General features: G+C 65.2%; 24 protein-coding genes and 1 pseudogene. 19 read left to right on the top strand and 6 right to left on the bottom strand.

What is annotated here, in order from left to right; translation table 11 throughout:
* Nucleotides 1–41 precede the first annotated feature (41 nt).
* From RMP10_RS11270 to RMP10_RS11260, 3 genes are all read left to right on the top strand, one after another.
* Nucleotides 42–893 carry a 2,3,4,5-tetrahydropyridine-2,6-dicarboxylate N-succinyltransferase gene (locus RMP10_RS11270; protein WP_309672319.1) on the top strand — a complete coding sequence of 284 codons (852 nt, stop codon included), beginning with the start codon at nucleotides 42–44 and terminating at the stop codon, nucleotides 891–893.
* The gene (gene aroA / locus RMP10_RS11265) at nucleotides 890–2,899 is read left to right on the top strand and encodes a 3-phosphoshikimate 1-carboxyvinyltransferase (protein WP_310570369.1); all 2,010 of its coding nucleotides are present in this window, start codon (nucleotides 890–892) and stop codon (nucleotides 2,897–2,899) included. Before RMP10_RS11270 ends, aroA begins: the two co-directional genes overlap by 4 nt.
* A gap of 145 nt (nucleotides 2,900–3,044) precedes the next feature.
* Nucleotides 3,045–4,865: a 30S ribosomal protein S1 gene (locus RMP10_RS11260; RefSeq protein WP_309672321.1), complete on the top strand. Its 1,821-nt coding sequence runs from the start codon at nucleotides 3,045–3,047 to the stop codon at nucleotides 4,863–4,865.
* Nucleotides 4,866–5,007: 142 nt separating this feature from the next.
* On the opposite strand, the gene RMP10_RS11255 is transcribed toward RMP10_RS11260, so the two are convergent.
* Both RMP10_RS11255 and RMP10_RS11250 read right to left on the bottom strand, forming a co-directional pair.
* Entirely contained in the window at nucleotides 5,008–5,775 is a 768-nt protein-coding gene (locus RMP10_RS11255; protein ID WP_310570368.1) for a PEP-CTERM sorting domain-containing protein, read from the bottom strand.
* 466 nt (nucleotides 5,776–6,241) lie between these two features.
* On the bottom strand, nucleotides 6,242–6,769 hold the full coding sequence (locus RMP10_RS11250) for a hypothetical protein (protein WP_310570367.1): 528 nt from the start codon (nucleotides 6,767–6,769) through the stop codon (nucleotides 6,242–6,244).
* 361 nt (nucleotides 6,770–7,130) lie between these two features.
* Here RMP10_RS11250 and RMP10_RS11245 point away from each other — a divergent pair, with 361 nt between their 5' ends.
* The 5 genes from RMP10_RS11245 to RMP10_RS11225 all read left to right on the top strand — a co-directional run bounded on the left by RMP10_RS11245 (nucleotide 7,131) and on the right by RMP10_RS11225 (nucleotide 12,771).
* Nucleotides 7,131–7,568: an energy transducer TonB gene (locus tag RMP10_RS11245; protein WP_310570366.1), complete on the top strand. Its 438-nt coding sequence runs from the start codon at nucleotides 7,131–7,133 to the stop codon at nucleotides 7,566–7,568.
* Nucleotides 7,569–7,656: 88 nt separating this feature from the next.
* Nucleotides 7,657–9,213, top strand: a complete 1,557-nt coding sequence (locus RMP10_RS11240; RefSeq protein WP_310570365.1) for an acyl-CoA carboxylase subunit beta — start codon at nucleotides 7,657–7,659, stop codon at nucleotides 9,211–9,213.
* A gap of 8 nt (nucleotides 9,214–9,221) precedes the next feature.
* A complete protein-coding gene (accC, locus tag RMP10_RS11235) occupies nucleotides 9,222–10,775 on the top strand; it encodes an acetyl-CoA carboxylase biotin carboxylase subunit (protein ID WP_310570364.1) in 1,554 nt (517 codons plus the stop codon).
* 86 nt (nucleotides 10,776–10,861) lie between these two features.
* Nucleotides 10,862–12,259, top strand: a complete 1,398-nt coding sequence (locus RMP10_RS11230) for an RsmD family RNA methyltransferase (RefSeq protein ID WP_310570363.1) — start codon at nucleotides 10,862–10,864, stop codon at nucleotides 12,257–12,259.
* Nucleotides 12,256–12,771: a biotin/lipoyl-containing protein gene (locus RMP10_RS11225; RefSeq protein ID WP_309672328.1), complete on the top strand. Its 516-nt coding sequence runs from the start codon at nucleotides 12,256–12,258 to the stop codon at nucleotides 12,769–12,771. Before RMP10_RS11230 ends, RMP10_RS11225 begins: the two co-directional genes overlap by 4 nt.
* 61 nt (nucleotides 12,772–12,832) lie before the next feature.
* Here the strand turns inward: RMP10_RS11225 and mscL are convergent.
* Nucleotides 12,833–13,153, bottom strand: a pseudogene (mscL, locus tag RMP10_RS11220) (large conductance mechanosensitive channel protein MscL); the annotation flags it as partial.
* A gap of 308 nt (nucleotides 13,154–13,461) precedes the next feature.
* On the opposite strand from mscL, the gene rplM reads away from it, so the two are divergent.
* The 11 genes from rplM (at nucleotide 13,462) to RMP10_RS11165 (ending at nucleotide 22,263) form a co-directional block, all read left to right on the top strand.
* The gene (gene rplM / locus RMP10_RS11215; RefSeq protein ID WP_309673200.1) at nucleotides 13,462–13,911 is read left to right on the top strand and encodes a 50S ribosomal protein L13; all 450 of its coding nucleotides are present in this window, start codon (nucleotides 13,462–13,464) and stop codon (nucleotides 13,909–13,911) included.
* Nucleotides 13,911–14,300, top strand: coding sequence for a 30S ribosomal protein S9 (gene rpsI / locus RMP10_RS11210; RefSeq protein WP_309673199.1), 390 nt, complete (start codon nucleotides 13,911–13,913; stop codon nucleotides 14,298–14,300). The genes rplM and rpsI overlap by 1 nt, the downstream gene beginning before the upstream one ends.
* Nucleotides 14,301–14,438: 138 nt before the next feature.
* Nucleotides 14,439–15,440, top strand: a complete 1,002-nt coding sequence (gene rpsB, locus RMP10_RS11205) for a 30S ribosomal protein S2 (RefSeq protein ID WP_310570362.1) — start codon at nucleotides 14,439–14,441, stop codon at nucleotides 15,438–15,440.
* A 156-nt stretch (nucleotides 15,441–15,596) separates the two neighbouring features.
* A complete protein-coding gene (gene tsf, locus RMP10_RS11200) occupies nucleotides 15,597–16,484 on the top strand; it encodes a translation elongation factor Ts (RefSeq protein ID WP_310570361.1) in 888 nt (295 codons plus the stop codon).
* 5 nt (nucleotides 16,485–16,489) lie between these two features.
* Nucleotides 16,490–17,209: a UMP kinase gene (pyrH, locus tag RMP10_RS11195; RefSeq protein ID WP_171224371.1), complete on the top strand. Its 720-nt coding sequence runs from the start codon at nucleotides 16,490–16,492 to the stop codon at nucleotides 17,207–17,209.
* Entirely contained in the window at nucleotides 17,206–17,760 is a 555-nt protein-coding gene (gene frr / locus RMP10_RS11190; RefSeq protein ID WP_309673196.1) for a ribosome recycling factor, read from the top strand. The genes pyrH and frr overlap by 4 nt, the downstream gene beginning before the upstream one ends.
* A gap of 48 nt (nucleotides 17,761–17,808) precedes the next feature.
* Nucleotides 17,809–18,558, top strand: a complete 750-nt coding sequence (locus tag RMP10_RS11185; protein WP_310570360.1) for an isoprenyl transferase — start codon at nucleotides 17,809–17,811, stop codon at nucleotides 18,556–18,558.
* 31 nt (nucleotides 18,559–18,589) lie between these two features.
* Nucleotides 18,590–19,450, top strand: a complete 861-nt coding sequence (locus tag RMP10_RS11180; RefSeq protein WP_310570359.1) for a phosphatidate cytidylyltransferase — start codon at nucleotides 18,590–18,592, stop codon at nucleotides 19,448–19,450.
* Complete coding sequence (gene dxr / locus RMP10_RS11175) at nucleotides 19,447–20,613, top strand: 1-deoxy-D-xylulose-5-phosphate reductoisomerase (protein ID WP_310570358.1); 1,167 nt, start codon at nucleotides 19,447–19,449, stop codon at nucleotides 20,611–20,613. Before RMP10_RS11180 ends, dxr begins: the two co-directional genes overlap by 4 nt.
* A gap of 5 nt (nucleotides 20,614–20,618) precedes the next feature.
* Complete coding sequence (gene rseP, locus RMP10_RS11170) at nucleotides 20,619–21,803, top strand: RIP metalloprotease RseP (protein ID WP_310570357.1); 1,185 nt, start codon at nucleotides 20,619–20,621, stop codon at nucleotides 21,801–21,803.
* A gap of 4 nt (nucleotides 21,804–21,807) precedes the next feature.
* Entirely contained in the window at nucleotides 21,808–22,263 is a 456-nt protein-coding gene (locus RMP10_RS11165) for a hypothetical protein (RefSeq protein ID WP_310570356.1), read from the top strand.
* Nucleotides 22,264–22,272: 9 nt separating this feature from the next.
* Here the strand turns inward: RMP10_RS11165 and RMP10_RS11160 are convergent, their stop codons facing one another.
* The 3 genes from RMP10_RS11160 to RMP10_RS11150 form a co-directional block, all read right to left on the bottom strand.
* Nucleotides 22,273–24,222, bottom strand: coding sequence for a sigma 54-interacting transcriptional regulator (locus RMP10_RS11160; protein WP_310570355.1), 1,950 nt, complete (start codon nucleotides 24,220–24,222; stop codon nucleotides 22,273–22,275).
* Nucleotides 24,223–24,291: 69 nt separating this feature from the next.
* Nucleotides 24,292–24,453 carry a hypothetical protein gene (locus RMP10_RS11155; RefSeq protein ID WP_310570354.1) on the bottom strand — a complete coding sequence of 54 codons (162 nt, stop codon included), beginning with the start codon at nucleotides 24,451–24,453 and terminating at the stop codon, nucleotides 24,292–24,294.
* Between the two features lie 101 nt (nucleotides 24,454–24,554).
* Nucleotides 24,555–25,289, bottom strand: coding sequence for a hypothetical protein (locus RMP10_RS11150; RefSeq protein ID WP_310570353.1), 735 nt, complete (start codon nucleotides 25,287–25,289; stop codon nucleotides 24,555–24,557).
* Nucleotides 25,290–25,358: the final 69 nt, after the last annotated feature.

Raw genomic sequence — 25,358 nt, 5'->3', positions numbered from 1 at the left:
GTCGCACCCGTCGATCTTCACTTCTACCCGATTCTGTTCTCATGGCCTTCTCGCTGACCGATCTCGAATCGCGCTTCAACGATCCGCACCTGCTCGATGGCGGCGCGGCACTACCGTCCGACGCGCAGACGCTGTTCGATCACGCATTGGCGCTGATGGAGCGCGGTGAGATTCGAGCGGCGCGGCGCGACGCAGACGGGACATGGCACGCGGTGCCGTGGGTGAAGCGCGCCATCCTCCTCGGCTTCCGCATCGGTCGTGTGATCGAGATGCCAGGGCAGGCGCCGTTCCACTTCCTCGACAAGCACACGTATCCCACGCGTGAGTTCCGCGTCGAGAATCAGGTGCGCATCGTGCCCGGTGGTTCCACGGTGCGGCGTGGTGCGTACCTCGCGCCGAACGTCGTCTGCATGCCGCCGATGTACATCAACGTCGGTGCATATGTCGGTCGCGGCACGATGGTCGATTCGCACGCCCTGGTTGGATCATGCGCGCAGATCGGCGAGCGGGTGCACCTGAGTGCGGCGGCGCAGATCGGCGGCGTGCTGGAGCCGATCAACGCGTCCCCCGTCGTCATCGAGGACGATGTGATCGTCGGCGGAAACTGCGGGGTGTACGAAGGCACCGTGGTGCGGGCGAAAGCTGTGCTGGGCGCCGGCGTGATTCTCACGCGCGGCACGCCGGTGTACGACCTCGTGAAAGAAACAGTGCACCGCGCCACCGCCGACCAGCCGTTGATCATTCCCGAAGGCGCGGTGGTCGTGCCCGGTGCGCGTCGCGTCAGCTCGGCGTTCGGCGAGGCGCAGGGGCTGTCGCTGCAGACGCCCGTGATCGTGAAGTACCGCGACGACAAGACCGACGCCGCGACCGCGCTCGAGGCGTGGTTGCGGTGAGCACGTCCCGCTCGCCATTGGCGGTACGCGGTATCATCCGCGCTCCGGGTGACAAGTCGATCAGCCATCGGTCGCTGATCTTCGCCGCCATGGCGAGCGGTCCCACCCGTATTCGCGACATCCTCGCGTCGGCCGACGTGCACGCTACGGCCGGCGCCTTGCGCGCCATGGGCGCAGACATTCCGGCACTCAGCGACGACTTTGTGGTGCAGGGACGTGGTGTCGAGGCGTTGCATTCGCCCGAGTCCGCACTCGACTGCGGCAACAGCGGTACCACGACCCGGTTGATCGCCGGACTCGTAGCCGGACTCGCCGGTCGTGTCGCGCGCTTCGAGGGCGACGCGAGCCTGAGTCGTCGCCCCATGCGCCGTATCGCCGCGCCGCTCACGCAGATGGGCGCGCGAGTCGACTTTGAAGGCGCGAGTGGACATGATGGGTTGCCGATGCGCGTGCATGGCATGCCGCTCTCGGCGATCACCTTTGTGAATACGCACGCCAGTGCGCAGGTGAAGGGGGCGCTGATGCTCGCCGGACTCGCCTCTGGGTCGGGCGTTACGGTGCAGGAGCCGCAGCGCTCGCGTGATCACTCGGAACGCATGCTGATCGCACGTGGTGTGCAGCTGGCCGTCTCCGACGACGGTGTAATGCTCCCACCGGGGCAGACACTCACGGCGGTCGATGTCGTGGTTCCCTCCGATCCGTCGTCGGCGACGTTTTTCGCCGCACTGGCCGCACTCGCCGACGAAGGGGAGCTGCGCCTCGAGAATGTGTGCCTCAATCCGACGCGCACCGGTGCCTTCGACGTGCTGCGGCGCATGGGCGTGCGGATCGACACCGAGGAGGCGCGGACGATCGGCGGCGAGTCGATCGGTACGCTCGTGGTGTTTCCGGCGTTGCTGCGGGCGACGTCGATCGGCGGTGCGGAAATTCCGCGGTGTATCGACGAGTTGCCGATGCTGGCCTGTGTCGCGGCGCGGGCCGTGGGCGAAACGCGCATCACCGATGCCGGCGAACTGCGCGTGAAGGAAAGTGATCGGATTCGCGCCGTGGTCGAGAACTTGCGCCGACTTGGCGTGGACGCCGAGGAGCTCCCCGACGGCATGCGCATCGTCGGGTCGCAGGCGTCATTGTCCGGACATGTGGTCACGCATGGCGATCACCGACTGGCCATGGCCTTCGGAATTCTGGGCGCGATCCCAGGAAATCGCATCACCATCGATGATCCCGGTTGTGTGTCGGTATCGTATCCGACGTTCTGGCGTGATCTTGCGCAGGCGATTGGCCCGGCCACCGCGAACGCCGACCAAGCGCCATCGCCCCCCGGCGGCCCGAGGCCGTTGGTCATCGCCATCGACGGGCCGGCGGCCAGCGGCAAGAGCTCCACGGCACAGTGGGTCGCGCAGCTCCTGAACGTGCATCACGTCGATTCCGGGGCGTTCTACCGTGCGGTCACGCTCTTGGCGCTCGGCACCGGCGTGGCCCCGGACCAGTGGACGCCGGAGGCCGTACTGGCGCAGGCATACCGGATTACCTGGCGCCTGACGGAACGGTCGGTGCTGCCGGTGGTCGACGGCACCGTGCAGGACGAGGCCATGCGTGACGCGCCGGTCACCCGGCAGGTGTCACGCGTGGCGCAGATGGCGGCGGTTCGACACTGGGTCAACGATCAGGTTCGGGCGGCTGGCGCGGCCACCGATGTCGTGGTCGATGGTCGGGATATCGGCACGGCGGTGTTTCCGACGGCGGCGCTCAAGGTGTTTCTGGTCGCCGATCCTTGGGAGCGCGCGCGACGCCGGCTCATTCAGCGGCTCGGCCGCCGACCGAATGACGCCGAGATCGCTGAGGAGACCGAGGCGCTCGTGGCCCGGGACGCCCTCGACGCGGCTCAGAGCGCCCCGGCGCGGGATGCCATCACGATCGACACCACGACCGTGACGCAGGAAGAGCAGGTAGAGCGAATTGTGGCGCTCGCCAAGGCCACCCGGGACCGGCTGCGCGGGCACTGAGCGCGCGGTCGCCGTGAGACGGAACGGGGACCCCATTGCCGCCGGGGCTTGATCCCTCTACGTTTCTGGGTTCCCGCTGTTAATCCGTTCCACCCTCATCTCGGCGCGGCGAGTGCAGTTCCGCGATTCGGAGATACCCACAAGTATGAGCACTGAACTGAGCCCTGAGCTCGCCGCCGAGCTGAACGCCGCCCTCAACGCGGACATGGACGAACTCGACGCGGAGCCGGCGCACAATAAGCTCACGCCGCGCGAAAAGCGCGACTTGCAGAAGAGCCAGCTCCGCCCCCTCGCGAACCGTCGCCCGGAACTCTACGAAGAAGACGAGTTCACGTCCGACGAATACGAGCGGATGTTGGAGCTGTACAACGGCACGCTGGCGTCGATCGAAGAAGGTGAGATCGTCAAGGCGCACGTTCTTGAGATTCGCGAGAACCTGGTCGTCCTGGATATCGGCTTCAAGTCCGAAGGGACGATCCCGCTCGAAGAGTTCAAGGACATGCCCGACCTCAAGGTCGGCGACGAAGTCGAAGTGCTCCTCGAGCACCTCGAGGACCAGGAAGGATCTGTCGTCCTGTCCAAGAAGAAGGCCGACTTCATGCGCGTGTGGGAGCGCATCCGCGTGGCCTACGAGAGCGACATGCCGGTCGAAGGCACGCTCGTCAAGAAGATCAAGGGTGGCGTGGTCGTCGACCTCATGGGCGTCGATGCATTCCTTCCGGGTTCGCAGATCGCGCTCCGTCGCGTGCCGAACATCGACGAGCTGCTCGGGCACAAGTACGAGTTCAAGATCATCAAGCTCAACAAGCGTCGCCGCAACATCGTGGTGTCGCGTCGTGTGATCCTCGAGCAGGAACGCGCCGGCAAGCGCGAGAAGCTCATGAAGGAGCTCTCGAAGGATCAGGTGCGGAAGGGCGTCGTCAAGAACATCACGGACTTCGGTGCATTCATCGATCTCGGTGGCGTGGACGGCCTGTTGCACATCACGGACATGTCGTGGGGCCGTATCTCGCATCCGAGCGAGATGGTCCAGATCGGCATGGAGCTCGAGATCAAGGTCCTGGATATCGATTGGGAGCGCGAGCGCATCTCGCTCGGCCTCAAGCAGCTCCAGAGTTACCCGTGGAAGGACGTGGCGGCCAAGTACCCGGTCGGCACGCGCGTGAACGGCAAGGTCGTGTCGATCACGAACTACGGCGCGTTCATCGAGCTCGAGCCGGGCATTGAAGGCCTCGTCCATATCTCTGAAATGAGCTGGACGCGCAACGTTCGCCACCCGTCGAAGATCGTGTCGATCGGCGAAGCGATCGAGGCGGTGGTGCTCAAGGTCGACGAGACCGAAGAGAAGATTTCGCTGGGTATGAAGCAGACCGAGCAGGATCCGTGGGTTATCCTGCCGCTCAAGTACCCGGTCGGCACGCGTATCAACGGCAAGGTCCGCAACCTGACCTCGTTCGGCGCGTTCGTCGAAATCGAGCCGGGCATCGACGGCCTCATTCACATCTCCGATATGTCCTGGACCAAGCGCGTCCAGCATCCGTCGGAAGTCGTGAAGAAGGGCGACGCGGTGGACGTGGTGATCCTCAACATCGACAGCGAAAACAAGCGCATCTCGCTCGGCCTCAAGCAGGCCGAGGAAGATCCGTGGCTTCGCATCGGTGAGACGTATCCGGTCGGCACCGAGCTTCCGGGCAAGGTTGTCCGCCTGATGGACAAGGGCGTAGTCGTCGATCTCGGCAACGACATCGAAGGCTTCGTTCCGGTGAGCCAGCTCAACCCCGAAGGCACGGTCACGAACCCGGCCGACTTCGCGTGGGAAACGATGAACCTGGTGATGCGCGTGTTGGAGGTGGATCCCATCCACCGCCGTATCGTGCTGGCAGTGACGTCGGTCCCGGAAGAGCAGCCGCCCAAGCCGGCCGAGCCGAGCAAGGTGCATAGCTCCGAAGACGAGATCGGACTGTAAACCGCACGCGGTGAGCAGAAGGACGAAGGCCCCGGCAGCGATGCCGGGGCCTTCGTGTATTCGGGCGTTGCCACGCGGCGGGATGCAGAAAGCCCCGCCTTGCGACGGGGCTTCTGTGCACGACTTCGCTCAGCTCGTAGTGTTACGCGTTACGGTTGCGGCGACGTGCGAATCCGAAAATGCCGAGAAGGCCAGCGCCCATGAGGGCGTAGGTCGACGGCTCGGGAACGGTCTGGATGTTGGGGGACGAGACCCTACGGAACTGGCCACAGAGCTTACCGCCGATGGCACCGCTGGTCGCATCTTTGTAGGAACCGGAGTTGCTGTTTGCACTCGCTGCAGTCGGAACCGCGTCATAGCTCGAGCAATACTCTGACGAACTACCCGGGTGCGGCCAATCGTAACCCACGACGGCGAACTCGAACTGTTCAGCACCGACAGTGAAGGCGCTTGACCAACCTGCTCCGGTGAACTTGTACCGCTCGTCTTGATTCCCTTGATACAGCCAATTCACGGTCAATGCGTTGTACGAGACGCCGACACTGGCGCTGTTGTTCAAGTAAAGGTCGAAGGTAAGCTTCGCGGTCTGATTTGCCGTCGTCGTCCAGTCCGATCCATTGTCGAGGCGGAACCAGCCGAGGTTGAACACGTTGGACGTGTTTCCGGAAAAGGAGATTCCCTTTTGGCTTGAAGTGCCCTGTCCTTGAATGTCGGGCGCGCGATCAAACATGAACTTGTCGTTGGGAATGGTCCATGACGTCGAGTTGGAATTACACCCGGCCACGCTGCCGGCCGTCTGTCCGGAGAAACAGGCGTTGATGCCGTTCACCGCGGTGATTTGCGCCTGTGCCGGAGCCGTAACACCCGCCAGCGCGATCGCTGCGCCGACTGCCATCGAAATCTTTTTCATAGTCACCTTGCGCTGCGCGCCGGGGAGTGAGGGGAGGATTTCCGTCTCCCCTCACATGAGGCAGTCTTCATGCCAGTGATGAAGAGCACGCCACCCGCTTGAATCCCGCCTTTTCTCGAGAGAAGTCGCGATTCATCCCCATCTTGAAGATCAGCTCGCCAGACTTGTCGCGGGCGAGTGTGGCAGGTGAACAACACTTCATAATTGGTCCAGCCACGTCGCAGTTGTGATTCAGGCGCCTCGCACGAGTCCCGCCACGACTAAATCCGCGCGGTCGAGGATCGGGTGATCGCTCGCCGATTGCCGAGGTTGTGACAGGTCCAACGCACGCCTCGGCTCAAATCGACCGCTGAAGCCGCGCACAGCCCGTCACAGCCGCAAAACGATGAAGCCCCCGAGTGCAGAGCACCCGAGGCTTCTCATTCGATCTGCCGGGCAGCAGGGGCGGGTAGCCCCCGCGCGGTCGTTACCGGCCTACGATCAAGCCGACGCCTTCTTCCGCCTGCTTTTCGCCCTTTCTCGCGGGTGCCGCCTTGCTGGTCCGCGGCGTCTTGAAGCACGCAAGCGCCATCAGCGAAAACGCGATCAGAAACAGCGTAGTCACCAGACCCACTCGCACCGAGGTCGTATTGAAGGTGTTCATCATCGCCGAGTTCACGATCTTCTTGAGCTGCAGGGCGTCAAGGGCGAAGAGCGCCAGTGAGCCCAGCAGGCCGAGCGTGAACACGGCCGCGGTCACGCCAACCGTGCGGGCCAACGCCCGACTGTCGAGCGCACGCGACATGAGGACCAGCAGCGTCATGCCCAAATAAGGAAGCAGGAGCACACTCGAAAGGGCGTTCGCTGCGCCGAAGCGCCACTGAATGTTACTCAGCTGCAGCGGCCACAGCTGCGACCCCGCCTGGAGAAACGGAACGGCGACCAGAAGGATGGCGCCGAGATACAGCACGCGGCGGACAGAGGGATCGTCGTGAAGATCGAGGAATTCGGCCATGGCGGGTGTGGGAGCGTCGGCAAGGGAAGGCTTCAATGGCACCGCATCAGTGCAAACCGCGTTCCAGCAAACTCGACTGGATGACTCGGTGCGTCACGTAATACGAATAGTGTTCAAGGACGGCAGCAAGGTGAAGCCCGTCACACACGCCGCGTCACGAAACAGCATGCGAAAGCTTAGCCTATGGGCTGCCCGAGCCGCGAGGGCCGGGGGTGTGACGGAACTAGCAGAATTTGTGAGGAACGCTTCAGAGTCCGGGACCATGGACCGATAGAAAGGGGGTGCCGATTCGAGCCGCGCGCCACGCGTGGCGACGAGGCAATGGCTCATCGCCCCGATGACGGGGCCGATAGCATAACGAATGCCCATCATCTCGCACCCGAGAATCGCTTCCATGTCGCTGACCCTTCGCCGCTCCCTGATCCCTGCTATTGCGACGCTCCTGTTCGCCGGTCCGTTCGCTCGTACCGCCGCGGCCCAGGACGACAAGGTGTATCCCATCTCCGAGCTGACCAATCCGCCGAAACTCTCGTCGGCGGTGCAGGCGGCCCGTTTGATCTCCGAGTCCTATCCGGCCGATCTCAAGAGCCGTGGTGTGGGCGGCATGGTCGAACTGCAGTTCGTCGTTGACAGCAAGGGCAAGGTTGAAGCGGGTAGCGTCGAAGTGGTCGACGCGACGCAGACCGCGCTGGGTGAAGCCGCGAAGAAGGTTGTCGCCAGGCTCGACTTTCAGCCTGGCAAATTGAATGGCGCAGCCGTGAAGACCAAGGTTGTGCTCCCGATCATCTACAAGCCGTAACGGTCCATCCCTGGAAGGTCGAGGAGCCGGTCCCCTATCGGGGATCGGCTCCTCGTTTTTCTGTGATTACGCGCTAGCTTCCCGCGCCATGTCACAGTCTTCGACCATGCGCCAGAAGCTCGAGCGGTTGGCCATCGCCCGCGATGCCTCCGAACAGGGAGGCGGCGCCGTTCGCCTCGCCGCTCAACACGCCAAGGGTAAGCTCTCCGCCCGCGAGCGTCTCGATGTCCTGCTCGACGAGGGAACCTTCGTCGAGATCGACCGGTTCGTTACGTCCCGTTCGCTCGCCGACGGCGAGGCACCGATTTACGGTGACGGCGTCGTGGCCGGTCACGGGCGGATCGAAGGCCGGATCGTCTACGTCTTTTCGCAGGATTTCACGGTCTTCGGCGGCTCGCTGTCTGAAGCACACGCCGCGAAGATCTGCAAGATCATGGATCTCGCAGTGCGAAACGGCGCCCCGGTCATCGGTCTGAACGACTCGGGCGGCGCACGCATTCAGGAGGGTGTCGTGTCGCTCGGCGGATACGCCGACATCTTCTTGCGCAACACCATGGCGTCGGGCGTGGTGCCGCAGATCTCGGCCATCCTCGGACCGTGTGCGGGCGGTGCCGTGTATTCACCGGCAATCACCGACTTCATCTACATGGTGCGCGGCACGAGCTACATGTTCGTGACCGGACCAAATGTCGTGAAGACGGTGACGCACGAAGACGTCACGATGGAGCAACTCGGTGGCGCCGACACGCACGCGGGGACGAGCGGGGTTGCGCATTTCGCCTGCGATTCGGAGTTGGCTTGCCTGCAGCAGATTCGGGAGCTGTTCCGCTTCGTGCCGTCGAATAACGTGGACGATCCGCCACGTGGATCCGGACGCGATCCTCGCGATCGACGCGAAGAGTCGCTGCTCGACGTGATCCCGGACAATCCGAACAAACCGTACGACATGCACGAAGTCATTGGGCGCATCGTGGACGACGGCGAGTTCTATGAAGTGCAGCCGGACTACGCGGGTAACATCCTCATCGGCTTCGCGCATCTGGGCGGCTACAGCGTCGGGATCGTGGCGAACCAGCCGGCCGTGCTGGCCGGTGTGCTCGACATCAACGCGTCGCTGAAGGCGGCGCGTTTCGTCCGCTTCTGCGACTGTTTCAATATCCCGCTCGTGACGTTCGAAGACGTTCCCGGGTTCCTGCCTGGTGTAACGCAGGAGCACGGTGGCATCATCAAGCACGGCGCGAAGTTGCTGTACGCCTACTGCGAAGCGACCGTGCCCAAGCTCACGGTGATCACGCGCAAGGCATATGGTGGCGCCTACGACGTCATGAGTTCAAAGCACATTCGCGGCGATTACAACGTGGCCTGGCCCACGGCGGAAATTGCCGTGATGGGCCCCAAGGGCGCCGTGGAAATTCTCTACAAGAAGGAGATTGCCGAGGCGAGTGATCCGCAGGCGGCGATGGACGCGCGCGTGGCCGAGTACACGGAGAAGTTCGCGAACCCGTACAACGCGGCGGCACGCGGCTATGTGGACGATGTCATCGATCCGCGCGACACGCGTCCACGGCTGATCGACGCGCTTGATGCGCTGCGCGGCAAGCGCGATCGCAATCCGCCGAAGAAGCACGGAAACCTCCCCCTGTGAGGCCGCCGATGTTCAGCAAAGTGCTGGTGGCCAATCGCGGAGAGATTGCGCTGCGCGTGATCCGCGCCTGTCAGGAACTCGGCGTGCAGACGGTCGCGGTGTATTCCGAAGCCGATGCCCGCGCGCCGCACGTGCGCGAGGCCGATGAGGCCGTGCTCGTTGGTCCGCCGCCGTCGAGTCAGAGCTATCTGGTCGGCGAGCGACTTATCGAGGTTGCGCTTCGCAGCGGCGCGCAGGCGATTCATCCTGGGTACGGCTTCCTCTCCGAACGGGCGTGGTTCGCGCGGGCGGTGCGCGACGCCGGCCTCGTATTCATCGGACCACCGGCCGAAGCGATTGACGCGATGGGATCGAAGACCGCGGCGCGTCAGCTGGTGATCTCGGCCGGCGTGCCGGTCGTGCCGGGCACGACGGAAAGCGTGCGCGACGCCGACGAAGCCATCGCCATTGCCGAAACGTTCGGATTCCCGGTACTGCTCAAGGCCGCCGCTGGTGGCGGTGGCAAAGGCATGCGCATTGTACGCGCGGCTTCCGAACTGGCCGACGCGCTCGCGTCAGCCAAGCGCGAAGCGCAGAACGCGTTCGGTGACGATGCCGTGTACATCGAGAAGTACATCGAAGGCCCGCGCCACGTCGAGATTCAGATACTGGCCGACACGCACGGCAACGTCCTCCATCTCGGCGAGCGGGAATGCTCGGTGCAGCGTCGTCACCAAAAGATGATCGAAGAAGCACCCAGTGTCGCCGTGTCGCCCGAGCTTCGCGCGCGGATGGGTGCGACGGCCGTGGCGGCGGCGCGCGCGGCCGGCTACGTGAATGCCGGTACGTGCGAGTTCCTGCTCGACAAGGATGGGCAGTACTACTTCCTCGAGATGAATACGCGCATTCAGGTCGAGCATCCCGTGACGGAACTCGTGATGGGGCTTGATCTGGTGCAGTGGCAGATTCGCGTGGCCGCCGGCGAGGCGCTGCCGTTCGCGCAAAAGGACTTTGCGCCGCGCGGCTGGGCCATGGAATGTCGGATCACGAGTGAGGATCCGTCAAACGGCTTTCTGCCCAGCACCGGCCGCATCGAGTACCTGCATCTGCCGACCGGCCCCGGAGTGCGGTGGGACGGCGGCATCGAGTCGGGCAGTGAGATTGGCCTTCACTACGATCCGATGCTGGCGAAGCTGATCGTGCACGCGCCGACGCGCGCACTCGCCATCTCACGCATGCGACGCGCGTTGCGCGAACTCACGATCGATGGCGTCGAGACGTCACGCAGCTTTCATCTGCGCGTAATGGATCATCCGGATTTCCAACGTGGCGATATCAGTATTCAATGGCTCGAACAGAACCTGCCCGTGCTGACGGCGCCAGCCACGGATCGGGAATCGATCCGACTCGCAGCGATTGCGGCGGCCTTGGTCGCGCATGAAGAACGCCGGGCGGGCAGCGGTACGGCCGCGACGGCCGCGACACGTGATGCCTCGTCCGCAGCCCTCGAGGCGGATCGCGATCCGCCTCGCGGGCCGTCCTGGCGCGACGTCGCGCGGCGTGAATCGCTGCGGTCCTCGTGAAGAAAGAACGACCAGATCGTCGCGCTGGGCGCGGGTCGCAATCTGGCGCGTCGCGCCCGGGCTCCTCGTGGCACGGCGCACGCCGTGTGTCGGAGAAGCCGGCCGTGGAGGAGATCGCCACCCTGACCATCGACCGGATCGCCAAGGGGGGCGATGGGGTCGGCCGGGCAAACGGATTGGCGTGTTTCGTGCCGCGCACCGCGCCGGGTGACGTCGCGCAGGTGGCGTACGTCGCGCATGCACGGCACGGTCGCGGCCGCGTGCTGCAGATCGTGGCGCCGTCAGCGCATCGTGTCGACGCGCGCTGTGCGCACTACGAGCGTGACCGGTGCGGGGGATGCCAGTTGCAGCATCTTGATGACGAGGCGCAGCGTGACGCGCGTCGCCACATCGTGCAGGACGCGCTCTCCCGGATCGGGAAGCGCACGATCGAACTGCCCGAGCTGATCACCGGTGAATCCTGGGGCTATCGAGGACGCTTGACGCTGATGCTCTTGCCGCGCGGTCGAGGCTGGACCGGCGGGTTGCATCCGCACGACGATGCCGCACGCGTCTTCAATCTCCAGGAGTGCCCGATCGCGAATCCGGTGCTCGTGCAATGTTGGCGCGACATGCGTGAGCGACTGCATGGAATGCCGACGGATCGATTTCTTCGTGTATCGTTTCGACTGTTGTCGGCCGAGTCCGGGCAGGAAACCGTCGCCGTCGTCGTGCAGGGCGGTGAGGCGTGGAGCGGTGCGGCCGAGTGGGCCGCGGCACTGCTGCGCGCGTCGGCGCCGGTCCGGGCGGTGTGGTGGCTGCCCCGCGGCGGTGAACCGGTGGGATTGGCTGGAGACGTGAACACCGACGTCGCAATGCTCGGCGCTGCGTTGCAGGTGGAGTCGGCCACGTCGGACGGGAACGCAGCGCTCGACGAGGCCGCCGAGGCCGGACGCTACGTGCCGGACGCGCGCGAAGCCCTGGCCTTCGCGCAGGTGAACTCGACGGTGGCCACGGCACTGCGCGATTTCGTCTACGCGTCGGTGCAGTCGTTTTCGCCCAAGCGGGTGGTCGATGCGTATGCGGGCAGCGGCGAACTGACCGAGCGGTTCGCCCGCGATGGCGCGCAGGTCGTGTCGATTGAAGCGGATGCGTCGGGCACGGCCGCCACGCGGCGGCGTGTGGACGAGGCAGGGCTGACCGATCGTGTACAGGTGATCACGGCGCTCGTGGAATCAGCGCTGTCTGCGGCGCTGCCGGCCGATGTCGTCGTGCTCAATCCGCCGCGCGCCGGAGTGGCGGTGGGTGTCACGTCGTTGCTGGAGCAGGCGTCGAGCCGCGGCGTGCGCGGCATCGTGTATGTGAGTTGTGACCCGGCTACGCTGGCGCGAGATCTCGCGCGCGTGCCGGGCTGGCGCATCGACGCGGTGCGCTGTTTCGACATGTTCCCGCAGACCGCGCACGTCGAGACGGTGTGCGTCCTGCGCCCGGAGACAACGGCATGAAGTACATCGTGGATGTGAATGGCGAGCGCGTGATCGTGGATCTTGATGGCGCGCACGCGGAGGTGGATGGCGAGCGAGTGGCCGCATCGCTCTCCTCAATCGAGGGGACGCCGGTACGGCTGCTGCGCATTGGCGAGCAGGTGCATCGGTTGGTCGCGCGGCGTGGGTCGTCCAAGGGGCGCTGGACGCTCGATTTGGACGGTCAGCGCGTGGACGCGGAAGCGCTTGATGAACGGATGCGATCGATCCGCGATCTGACCGCCGCGGCGGCGGAGGCCAGTGGGCCGGCACCGCTGATGGCACCCATGCCAGGGCTCGTGGTGCGCGTGTCGGTGGCCGTGGGCGACACCGTCAGCGCCGGGCAGGGGCTGGTGGTGGTCGAAGCCATGAAAATGGAGAACGAGCTGCGGGCGTCGGTGGCCGGGGTGGTCATGGCCGTGCGGGCCGTGCCGGGACAGGCCGTCGACAAGGGCGCGTTGTTGGTGGAGCTGGGGCCGATCCCGTCGGCGTAAGCCGGCGGTCGAAATCGGCCCCGATCGGGCATCAGACCGTAGCGGGCGGCGCGTTCCGGCGCATCCGGTTCACGCCCTTGATCACCATGAACAGGGTGAAGGCGACGATCACGAACGTCAGGATCTGGTTGATGAACAGGCCATAGTTCAGGGTGGCGACGCCCGCCTTCTTGGCCTCCTCGAGAGTGGTGAAGGGGCCGCCTTGCAGCGCCAGGAAGCGGTTGGAGAAGTCGACGCCGCCGGTCGCCAGGCCCACAATAGGCATGATGATGTCGTTGACCAGGCTATCGACGATCTTCTGGAAGGCGCCGCCGATGACGACGCCGATCGCCAGGTCCATGACGCTGCCTTTCATGGCGAATTCCTTGAACTCCGATGTCATCGACATGCACACTCCTGGAGGGGGGTATTGGGGGCTCGTCGCCCGCCAAGGCACAGTCTGGCTGCTGGACTACCGAACCGGCAAGCGAACTCGAGCATTGGAATTCGGGTGGAGCGAAGCCGAAACGACCCCCAACCCTCGGATTGACACAGACTTCAAAGCTGAGTAACCTACGGGTCTGTCCCGTTTTCCGGGCGATTTGGCGTTCAGTAGTGCGATCAGCAGTGCCTGTTTTCCCTTCGTAGTTCCTTTATCTCTTTCTGAGCGCCTCTGGTGGCGTCTCCGAATCACGCACGGATCACGTTAGCATGAAGACCTACAGCGCGACCCCGAAGGATATCGACCGTCGGTGGTACATCGTCGACGCGGAAGGAATGGTCCTGGGCCGTCTCGCGTCGGAAGTCGCGAAGATCATCCGCGGCAAGCATAAGCCCATGTACACGCCGCATATGGACACGGGTGACTTCGTCATCGTGATCAATGCGTCGAAGGTACAGGTGACCGGCCGCAAGGCCGAGCAGAAGACCTACTTCAGCCACACCGGCTACATGGGCCACGAGAAGCACACGCCCTTTGCCTCGGTGTTGGCGAAGCATCCGGAGCGCGTGATCGAGAAGGCCGTGTACGGCATGCTCCCGAAGACGGCGCTGGGCCGTCAGGTACTGCGTCGCAAGTTGCGCGTGTTCGCGGGTGCCGAGCATACACACGTCGCGCAGACGCCGACGGCGCTTTCGTTCTCCTCCGCCGAGGCTAAGTAATGTCAGAGCAGATTCAAACCATCGGTCGTCGGAAGCGTGCGGTGTGCCGCATGTACATGACGCCGGGTTCGGGCAAGTGGGACGTCAACGGCCGTACGCTGGGTGAATACTTCCCGCGTCCGACGCTCGTCTCCGCGATTCAGCAGCCGTTCACGCTGACCGACACGCTTGGCAAGTACGACATCAAGGCCGTCCTCGACGGTGGTGGCGTGGCTGGTCAGGCCGGTGCCGTGCGTCTCGCGATCGCCCGTGCCCTCGTCAAGATCGACGAGAGCAACAAGAAGAAGCTTCGCGAATACGGCCTCATGACGCGTGATGCGCGTGAAGTCGAGCGTAAGAAGCCGGGCCGCGCTGGCGCCCGTAAGCGGTTCCAGTTCTCCAAGCGCTAGTCCACGCGGTTCGCCGCGTCGTCTTGCGTATCTCTCACGCTGTCCGAGTCGGCTGCGGGTACCGAGCTCCTTCTGGAGCCGGTCGCAGCCGACGGTGACGACAGCGGACGAATTCCAAAACCTAAAAACACGCTTCACATGACGACTCCGTCCCTCGAGCAGCTGCTCGCCGCGGGCGTTCACTTCGGGCACCAGACCCGTCGTTGGAACCCCAAGATGCGCCGGTTCATTTTCGCCGAGCGCAATGGCATTCACATCATCGACCTGCAGAAGACGCTCCGCCAGATCGAACTGGCGCAGAAGCTCGTCCGCGAGGTCGTGTTGCGCGGTGAGAACGTCCTCTTCGTCTGCACCAAGCGCCAGCTCGCCGCCATCGTGAAGGCCGAGGCCGAGCGCTGCGGTGGCATGTTCGTGACTGAGCGTTGGCTCGGTGGCATGCTCACGAACTTCCAGACGGTCAAGAAGCAGGTCAAGAAGCTCAAGGACCTCGAGGCCGGCACGGAAGACGGAACGCTCGCGAACTACACGAAGAAGGAACAGCTTCTCATGTCGCGTCAGCGCGAGAAGCTCGGCAAGTACCTCTCGGGTATCAAGACGATGAACCGCCTCCCGGGGCTGCTGTTCATCATCGACTCGAAGAAGGAGCGCATTGCCGTCTCCGAAGCCAACAAGCTTGGCGTGCCCATCGTCGCCATCGTGGACACCAATGCCGATCCCGACCTGATCACGGTGCCGATCGCCGGTAACGACGACGCTATCCGCTCGGTCGAGCTCATCGCGAAGGTGATCGCTGATACCATCGACGAGGCGCGCCGTGAGGCGCCGGCTCGTCCGAGCGACGAAGAGCAGGAGAGCTACACGTTCTCGAGCGACCGTGGTACGGAGCCGGCGGGTCGCGGTGAGCGTGGTGGCCGTGGCGGAGATCGTGGTGGCCAGGGTGGAGATCGTGGTGGGCAGGGCGGACAGGGTGGCGGCCAGGGAGGTGGTGCCGGTAATCGTCCGCGCCGTCGCCGCGCCAAGCCGGAAGCCATTGCCGCACGGTTGAAGCCGGGCACCGAGGGAACGGCCGCTGAAGGCGCCGCCCCGGAAGCCGCTGGTGACGCCGGAGAAGCGGGAGCGGAGTCGGCCGGACAGGAGTAACCGTCGGTCTGTTTCCTGACCGCCGGATCAGGCTTCCACTGCAGCACCGCGACGCCGCCGGCTCAACACCGGCGGCGTTCGTACGCAGTAGCTCGGCATTGTTCGCAGTACCATCGCATCGCAGATACTGACACTCAGCATATACAGGGCTCGAAGATGACCACGGTGATCACCGCGAAGGCTGTTTCGGAACTCCGCCAGCGCACCGGCGCCGGCATGATGGATTGCAAGAAGGCGCTCGAGGAGAATGGCGGCGATATGGACGCCTCCGTCGAGTACCTCCGCAAGAAGGGTATTGCAAAGGCCGAGAAGCGTGCCGATCGCTCCACGAGCGAAGGCATCATCGGCGGCGAGATCTTCAACCACGGCCGCTCCGGCGTGCTCGTCGAAGTCGCGTGCGAGACGGACTTTGTCGCGCGCAACGAAGATTTCGGCAAGGTCGTCGCGCAGCTCGTTGCGCAGCGCGTGCATTCCACCGCGGCCGATGTCGAAACCTTCCTGAGCGAGCCGTTCGCGGCTGATGCGTCGCAGACGGTGGCCGAGTTCGTGAAGATCGCGTCGTCGAAGACGGGCGAAGCCGTAAATGTCAAGCACGTCGCGCGCTTCGATGCCGGCGAGAATGGCGTGGTCGGCATGTACCGCCATCACAATGGCAAGCTGGCCACGCTCGTCCAGGTGACGGCCTCGACGCCGGAAGTCGCGGCCCACGAGTCCACGCTGCAGCTGGTCAAGTTCATCGCCGAGCACATCGCGGCGTCGGCACCGCTCGCCGTCGATCGCAACGGGGTACCTGCCGAGAAGATCGAGAGCGAGAAGCGCATTGCCGAGGAGCAGGCGCGTGAGACGGGCAAGCCGGAAGCGATGATCGAGAAGATCGCGACGGGCAAGATCGAAGCGTTCCTCAAGGACGTGACGTTGCTTCCACAGGCCTGGGTGCGCGATCCGGCCATCACCATCGCGGCGCTGGTCAAGGACCACGCCGAGCGCGCGGGTGGTTCGATCACGGTCGATCGCTTCGCTCGCCTGCAGCTCGGCGCCGAGTGAGCGCCGTGGGCGCCGCGGACAGGAAGTACACGCGCATTCTGCTCAAGCTCTCCGGTGAAGCACTCGCCGGAGATCGCGGCGTCGGTTTCGATTTTGAACGCATCGGATCCTTCGCGGACCAGATCGTTGAAGTGGCGCGCATGGGCGTGCAACTCGGTCTGGTCATCGGAGGCGGCAACATCGTGCGCGGCACGCAACTCTCCCAGATGGGAATGGATCGTGTTGGCGCCGATTACATGGGCATGCTCGGCACGGTCATCAATGCGATGGCCATGCAGGATGTGCTCGAGAAAAAGGGGCTCGACACGCGCGTCATGACGGCGATCCGCATGGAAGAGTTGGCCGAGCCCTACATTCGCCGGCGCGCACTGCGCCATTTCGAGAAGGGGCGTACGGTCATCTTTGCCGCCGGCACGGGTAATCCGTATTTTTCGACGGACACGGCGGCGGTGCTACGGGCCATCCAGATGAAGGCGGATGTCATCATCAAGGCCACCAGCGTCGACGGCGTGTATTCGGCGGACCCGAAGAAGGATCCGAACGCCACGATGTACGAGTCGATCAGTTATCGCGATGTGATGCTCGAAGAGCTCCGCGTCATGGACCAGACGGCCATCACGCTGTGCAAAGAGAATCAGTTGCCGCTGATCGTGCTGAACCTTCACACGCCAGGCGCGATCGCACGCGCCATCAACGGCGAACGCGTGGGGACACTGGTTTCATGAGCACTATTGCGCAGATCCTGAAGGACACGAAGAGCGGGATGGAAAAGGCCCTCGAGGCCTCGAAGCGCGACTTCGCCGGCATTCGCACCGGCAAGGCGTCGCCGAACATGTTGGACACCATCAAGGTCGAGGCCTACGGCTCGCTGGTGCCACTGAATCAGGTGGCGCAGGTGTCCGCCCCCGAACCGCGTATCCTGCTCGTCACGCCGTTCGATAAGGGCCAGGCGAAGGTGATCGAGAAGGCGATTCGCGAGTCCGAACTTGGCCTCGATCCGGCGCACCAAGGCGGCGTGATTCGCGTGCCATTGCCCTCGATGAACGAACAGCGCCGCAAGGAGCTGGTCAAAGTGCTGAGCAAGCTGGCGGAAGATGGCCGCATCGCAATCCGTCATGCCCGTACCGACGCCCGCGACAAGGTCAAGAAGCTTGACGGCGTCTCTGAAGACGACAAGAAGCATGCGGAGAAGGACCTGCAGAAAGCGCACGACGAGTGCATCGGCAAGCTTGAGACGCTGCTGAAGACGAAGGAAGCCGAGATCATGGAGGTTTGAGGCCGCTCTGCGGACCGCTCGCTGATATGCCCCTTGCCCCCGCCCATCATGGCTGACACCGAAACCGATCTGCTGGCGCGCATTCGCGTGCATGGCGCGGTGCCGCGGCATATCGCGATCATCATGGACGGCAACGGTCGCTGGGCGCGTGAACGTCACATGCCCCGGCCGTTCGGCCATCGGTCCGGGATGAAGGCGGTGCGCGCGGTGGTCGAGGGATGTCTCGAAGCAGGTGTCGAGTGGTTGTCGCTCTTTGCCTTCTCGCAGGAGAATTGGCAGCGGCCGGAGACGGAAGTTTCGGCCCTCATGTCGCTGCTGGAAGAGTTCATTGCCCGCGAAGCGGACGACCTGCACCAGCAGGGCGTTCGCGTTCGTGTTCATGGCGATCTCGATCGCCTGAGTGGTCCTGCCGCCGCCGCGGTCGAGCGCGTTATGCGTATCACCGAGACCGGGACACGACTGGGTCTCAATCTGTTCATTTCGTACGGCGGTCGCGCCGAGTTGGTGCGCGCGGCGCGTTTGATGGCGGAAGATGTGCAGGCCGGTCGGCTCTCGCCGGACGCTATCACTGAAGAAGAATTCCGCGCACGCCTGTTCACGGCCGACTGTCCCGATCCTGATCTCCTGATCCGGACGTCGGGAGAACAGCGGCTCTCGAACTTCCTGCTCTGGCAGGTCGCCTACGCCGAACTATACATCTCCGCCGTGCTGTGGCCGGACTTCGGACGCTCGGCGTTGTACGAAGCCATTGGCGATTTTCAGCGTCGTGATCGACGCTATGGGCGCGTCAGTACCTGATGCGCCGGTACGCGTTCCCTACCCCCCTCGCGTGAACGAACTGGCCCGGCGCGCCGTAGTCGCCCTCATCGGAGCGCCGATCGCGCTCGGAATCATCTGGCTCGGCGGCGCGCCGCTCGCTACCCTGGCCGGCGCGCTCTCTGGCGTCGCGGCATGGGAGTACTATCGCATCGCCCGTGAGGGAGGCACCACGCCGATGAGCGTGGTCGGCATCGTGCTGTCGGCGCTCATCCCGATCGCCGTGCACGCGCAGCATCTCGGCGTGTTTGCGGTGCCGCTCGTGGTGTGGATCCTCGTGCCGCTGTTCGTGTTGGCGCTGTCGATCTGGATGCGTGGCGTCGGCGGCAAGCCACTTGGTGCCGCCGCCACGACAATCTTCGGCGCGCTGTATACTGGCGGCACGCTGAGTTATGTCTACGCACTGCGCTACTTCGGCTACGCGGTCGGTGACACGGCGGGTGCGCTCGTGGTGATCATGCCCGTCGTGCTCACGTGGGCCAGCGACACGGGTGCGTACTTCACGGGTCGCGTTTTCGGTGGTCCGAAGCTGATCCCGTCGGTGAGCCCGGCCAAGACCGTTTCCGGCGCCGTCGGTGCGGTGATCGCCACGGTTGGCGCTTGTGCCGCGTTCGTGCATTTCCTGCTCAAGCCGCAGGCGCAGCTTGCCTTCAGTCCCACCGGGCTGATTATCTTCGCCGTCTGCATCAGCGTGACGGCGCAGATCGGAGATCTCACGGAGTCGTTGCTCAAGCGCGAAGCCGGCGTGAAGGACAGCGGTACGCTGTTCCCGGGCCACGGTGGCGTGCTCGATCGCCTCGACTCGCTGTTTTTTGTGCTGCCCGTAACGTACGCGCTCTACTACGCGCTATTGCTCCCGGCTCCCGGCGCATGATGCCCGAGGGCCGTTCCGCGGCGACGAGGGAGACACCGGCCGGCGTCGCGATTCTCGGATCGACCGGATCCATCGGGACCAGTGCGCTTCGGGTGCTGGCCCGCCAGCGTGAGCGCTTCGTGCCGGTGGCGCTTACGGCCAACGCCAACATGGCCGCGCTCGCTGAGCAGGTCGCGACGTGGCTGCCAGCCTTTGTTGGTCTGGTGCAACCGCACACGGACGCGCCGGATGGCTGGGGGGTTGGCGCGGAATGCCTCGTGGCGGCGGCGACGCACCCCGATGCCCGGATCGTGATCAATGCCGTGGTGGGCGCGGCTGGTTTGCCCGCCACCTTGGCTGCCCTTCGCATGGGGAAGCGGGTCGCCCTGGCGAACAAGGAGACGCTGGTCGTGGCTGGCGCGATCGTGACGGACACCGCGCGCAGATATGGCGGCGAGTTGGTGCCGGTCGACAGCGAACATTCGGCCATCCTGCAGTGTCTGGCGGGCCGTCAGCCGCACGAAGTCCGTCGACTGGTGCTCACGGCCTCCGGAGGCCCATTTCGCACGTGGCCGGCCGAACGCATCGCGGCCGCCACGGTCACGGACGCGCTCAAGCATCCGACGTGGCAGATGGGCAGCAAGATCACCATCGACAGCGCCACCCTCGCGAACAAGGCACTCGAGGTGATCGAGGCGCACCATTTGTTCGGCGTGCCGTACGACCAGATCGATGTCGTGGTACATCCGCAAAGCATCATCCACTCGTTTGTGGAGTTCGTAGACGGCAGCGTGCTGGCCCAGATGGGCGTCCCGTCCATGGAACTGCCCATCCTGTACGCCCTCACGTATCCGGAACGCGTTCCGGATTCCGGCGTACCATCCTTCGATCCTGTCGCGCTTGGCAGCCTGAGCTTCGAAACCGTGAGGTATAGGGATTTCCCTATGCTGCAGCTCGGAATCGACGCCGGCCGGCGTGGCGGGGCCGCGCCGGCGGTGTTCAATGCGGCCAACGAGGTCGCTGTCGCACATTTTTTGGCCGGTCGACTCAGCTTCTCGGGAATCGCCGAGCGCGTGTCGGCTGCGCTGTACGAGTTTGCTGACGCGCCGGGCGCGTCCCTCGAGGAACTGCTTCGAGCGGATGCGGCGGCGCGCGACCACGTGAATGCCCAGGTGGGGTGCTGACACAGATGTCCTCGATTACGCCGTACATCGCACCGTTGCTCGTCTTCGGTCTGGTCGTTTTTGTCCACGAGCTCGGGCACTTCCTTGCGGCGAAACTGACGGGCGTCTACGCGCCGGTGTTTTCGCTCGGGTGGGGCAATCGGCTGTTCGGCGTGCGCCACGGAGAAACCGATTACCGCGTGTCGCTGATTCCGCTCGGCGGATTTGTGCGCATGGCCAGCCAGGATGACGAGTCCATGGCGGGGATCGAAGGTGGCACCGATCGTGGCTCGCTCGCCGCCGCGATCGAACGCCCAGCCGATGTGGCACCGGCGTTGTGGGATGCCAACTCCATGGCCCCGTTCGGCCCCAAGGCCGTTCCGGCCGATCGCTGGGTGGAGAACAAGTCCACGTCGGCCCGCGTGTTCATTTTATCGGCCGGCGTGATGATGAACATCCTGCTCACGCTCGTTGTCTCCACCAGCATCTACTACCGCGCCGGCAACACGTACGTGCCGGCGGTGATCGACTCCGTGGTCCCGGGCGCGCCGGCGGCGATCGCCGGACTCACTGGAGGGGATCGCATTGTCGGAATCAACGGGCATCCGATCCGCGCGTGGGATGAGGTGCTCGACGAAGTTGCCCCGGTCACGTCGGGCACGCTGAGCGTCGAGATCCAGCGCGGCGAGTCGCGTTTCACCAAGGAACTCACGCCGCAGACGGCGGTGATCGATGATCCCGTGACTGGCGCCAAGAAGACGGTCGGACGCATCGGCATTCAGGTGCGCGCCGCCACGGTGAATGAGAAGCTGAGTCTGGTCGGCGCGATGACGGCGGGCGGTGATGCGACGTGGCGCATGGCCAAGAGCGTCGCGTCGGTGTTGGGCGGCCTCGCCTCGGGACAGGTGTCCGCGAAGAACCTGGGCGGACCGATTCAGATCGCGCGCACGTCGGTGCAGGCCGCGAAGAGCGGTCCGGAAACTCTCTGGTCGCTCATCGCTTTCTTGAGCCTCAACATTGCCATCCTGAATCTCGTGCCGATCCCTGTCCTCGACGGCGGACAGATTCTCATGGTGCTCGCCGAACGCATAAAGGGCAGCGCGTTCAGCGCCCGTGTACGGGAGGGCTTTGCACGCGTCGGCGTACTGGCGGTGCTCGCCTTGATCGTGCTCGTCACGTTCAACGATCTGCGTAATCTGTTCACGAAGTGATCGCATGAACTCATCGGTTGCGGTGCGTCGCGCGGCGTTGGGGTTCGTGGCGCTGGTGACCGTGGCCGGCAGTGGGTGTCATCGAGCCGAACGGGCGCCGGCACCACTCATGCCCGTGCTGCCGCGGATTCCGCGCGATGCGGCCCGATACGAGATCGATGCCGTCGATGACAGCACTGCGACCTTTCGCGTATTCGAGAGCCGCGGGTTGCGGGCCGGACTCGCCGCGTATGCCGTCGATCCGGTGCATCGCGACGCGCTGGTCGCGCGACTGACGATCGTCCATCGCGACAGCACGACCGCGACGGCGCTGGTGACCTCGCAGGTGGCGCGCGTCACGACGGACCACGTGCTGCTCGTGCCGCCGCCGCCCCGAGCGTGGTGGCGCACCAGACTCTTTTGGGTCGGCGCCTTCGTGGGCAGCGCCGTCGGCGTGGGGACGAGCGCCGCGGTTCGCTGACACGTCGTCCTACGACGAATCGCGCACGCCTCGACCGGGCGCGAGACCGATGCGCTGCAGTCGCCGATAGAGTGTGCTGCGGGTGATCCCGATGGACTTCGCGGCGTCGCTCATCGTCGCATGTCCGGCGATCAGCGTGGCGTAACGCGCGCGCAGCGCCTGCCGATGGGATTCGACCGCGGCCGCCGTGTCGTCGAGGGCGTCGAATGCCGACACGTCGGTGACGTCGACCGCCGCTGGTGGTGCGGCGTCGACGACCTCACGCAGTGCAGCCGGCAAGATCTCCTCGGTAATCGTCGGGCCTTCGGCCAGGGCCGCCAACCGCTTCAGGAGATTCTCGAGCTCGCGCACGTTGCCGGGCCACCGATACCGCTCGAACGCGGTGCGAACCCGCGGCGAGAAGTCCCGGGCAAGCGTGCCGCGGGTCTGCCCGAGAAAATACTCGGCCAACAACACGGCGTCGCCGTGTCGCGTCCGCAACGGAGGCAACGCGATGGTGAGCACATTGAGTCGATGATACAGATCATCGCGCAGGGTGCCGCTCGCGATCGCGTTCGTGATGTCGCGGCTGGTGGCCGCGATGATACGCACGTCCACACGGCGTCCGGCGGTCGCGCCCAAGCGCGTAATCTCACCCTCCTGCAACACGCGCAACAAGGACGCCTGCGCCGCGGGCGGCAGCTCACCGATTTCGTCGAGGAACAGCGTGCCACCGTCGGCCGCTTCGAACTTGCCAATGGCGCCGTCGCGCCGCGCGCCCGAGAAGGCGCCAGCCACATGGCCAAACAGTTCGCTCTCGACCAGTTCGCGGGGCAACGCCGCACAATTCACAGCAACGAACGGCGCGTGCGCTCGCGGACTCGCCGCATGAATGCCTTGGGCGACCACTTCTTTGCCCGTGCCCGACTCGCCGAGCAAGAGGACCGGTAAATCGGTCCGGGCGCAGGCGCGGGCGAATCGCCGCACGTCGTCGAGCACCGCCGCGCGCCCGAACAGCGCGTCCATCGTGTAGCGCACGGTCGACGGGCCGCGCGCGGTCACGACCGGCGTCACCACCGCAGAAGGCGTCGTGGGATTCGCCACCGCCCTCGGTGAGCGAGCGACAACATTGCGCGCCGCCTCTGGTCGATGGCCGCGCGCTTGGCCGGCCGGCAGCACGACGCAGGCGCCGATGGGCGTTCGTCCATCGTGCATGGCATGGACGGCCGCCGTAGCTCCGAGCAGCGGATGCGTCGCGTCGCGCACCGTCGACTGGCTCGGCAGATTCCGACCGCGCTTGCGCGCCGTGCCATTCAGCGCGCGCCGGTCCACGTCCGATGCAGTGCTGATGCGGCGCAAGGCGTCGGTGGCATCGCGGCCGGATGCCGCCAGACGACGAACCAGTCGCTCGGCCGGCGACGACGACGCGATGATTTCCCCGGCGCGATCCACCACGAGGATCGCGTCTCCGGGGTACTGTCCGACGAGGGCACCGAATCGGCGGAGCAAGGTGACGCGACGTTCCGATTCGCGGGCCACGAGCCGCTGCTCGAGCGCCACGGCGATGGCGCTGGCCAACGACAGCGTGTGGGGATGCGCCCTCTCGCGCAGGCCGGAGAGGTCAAGGACGCCGAGCACTTCCTGCGTGAGCGGATCGCGAATGGGGGCAGCGGCACAGTGCCAGCCATGCCAACGTTCGCAGAAGTGTTCGGCCCCGACGATGTGCACGGCACGCGCGAGCGCGAGCGCGGTCCCCGGGCCGTTCGTACCGACGGCTTCCTCACTCCAGAGCGCGCCCGGCCGAAAATTGATCTCGGCCAATCCTTCGAGGGCGTTCGGGTCGCCGGTCGCGGCGAGCATGCGCGCATTGGCGTCGAACAGCGCGAGGATATGCCCATCGAGCGCCGAACCACCGGCGTGCGCCCGTACGGCGCGATCAGCATGCGGCAACCAGTCGATATCGTCACGCAGCGCAGCCAACGAGCGATCGTCGAGTGGCAGCGGGGCTCGCGGCAGCGAGGGGTGAATGCCGCGCTGCAGCGCACGGGCCTACGACGCCTTTACTGGCGCACGGACGGTATCGAGCTGTTCGAGTGCTTGGGCGCCGTCGCTCATCACCCGCTGCCACGCGGCGGTGAGGGATCGCTGGGCACTTCGTTCAACCGGCAACATCTCGTGCAGTCTCATCCCGCCCCCTGTGCCCGTGGTCATGCGAGAAGCATTGGAACCGGACCCCCGGGTCGCAAGAGACGCGACAGGTGTCGCAGCAGACCGACGCTTCGGTGCCGACCGTGGCCGGCTTCAGCCGGTGGTCAGCTGCAGATCAGGGGGAACCGACGCGAAATAGGGCTCCCGTCGGCCCTGTATGCCACCAAGAGCGTGTCGGTGCCCATCACGCAACGCGGAGCCTGGATCCGCACTTCATAGCGTCCTTCGGGCAATGAGAGGGCACGCGCGCTATCGGCGCGCAGTTCGACCGTCGGCCCGCCGTCGAGCGGCGTGAAGGAGACGCGAGCATCGCGCGGTGTCACGTCGTAGCTCACTACCGCGCAGCCTCGCACCGGCAGGCTTACGCTCGCGCGGTCGCCGCCCTTGAGCGTGACGACCGTGTCGCGCTCGGCGGTGATGCAGGACGTCGACGCGTTGGCAATGACGGCCCGCACCGCGAGCTTGGTGGCGACCGGGAAGTCGCCGCTGTAGCGTCCGATGCCCACGAGCCGGTTGTCGACATAGAGTCGCGCGGAGTCGGCCCCGACGATCTCCAGCCGCGCGGTGCGCGCGGCGAGCGTCCGGGCGGCGCGTGCGGCGGCAGCGGTGCGCTGGCTGTCGCGCGCCGACGGGCGCGTGGTGCGCGGCGTCGTCAAATCCCCGAGGGCCACGACGCGCGCCGCAAGCGCGCTATCGGCGAGCGGTCCGGTGTCGGCGGGCGGTGTGGCGGCGAGCGGCACCGAGTCGCCCGACGTGGGTCCGCCGAGCACCGTCGAGGGTGAGCGATCGCGCAGCGTAAACCACGTCAGCACGGTGCCGACGACGAGGAGCACCGCCACGAGTGCCGCGGGGGGCCTAGCCCCCCCCCCCCCGGGGCAGGGGGCGCCCCAATTGGGGCCCCCCGGAGG

Origin of the sequence: Gemmatimonas sp. (genome assembly GCF_031426495.1) — a bacterium.
Classification (GTDB): Bacteria; Gemmatimonadota; Gemmatimonadetes; order Gemmatimonadales; family Gemmatimonadaceae; genus Gemmatimonas.
Note: the sequence above shows the minus strand (reverse complement) of the source record. Positions and strands in the feature narration are given on the sequence as shown.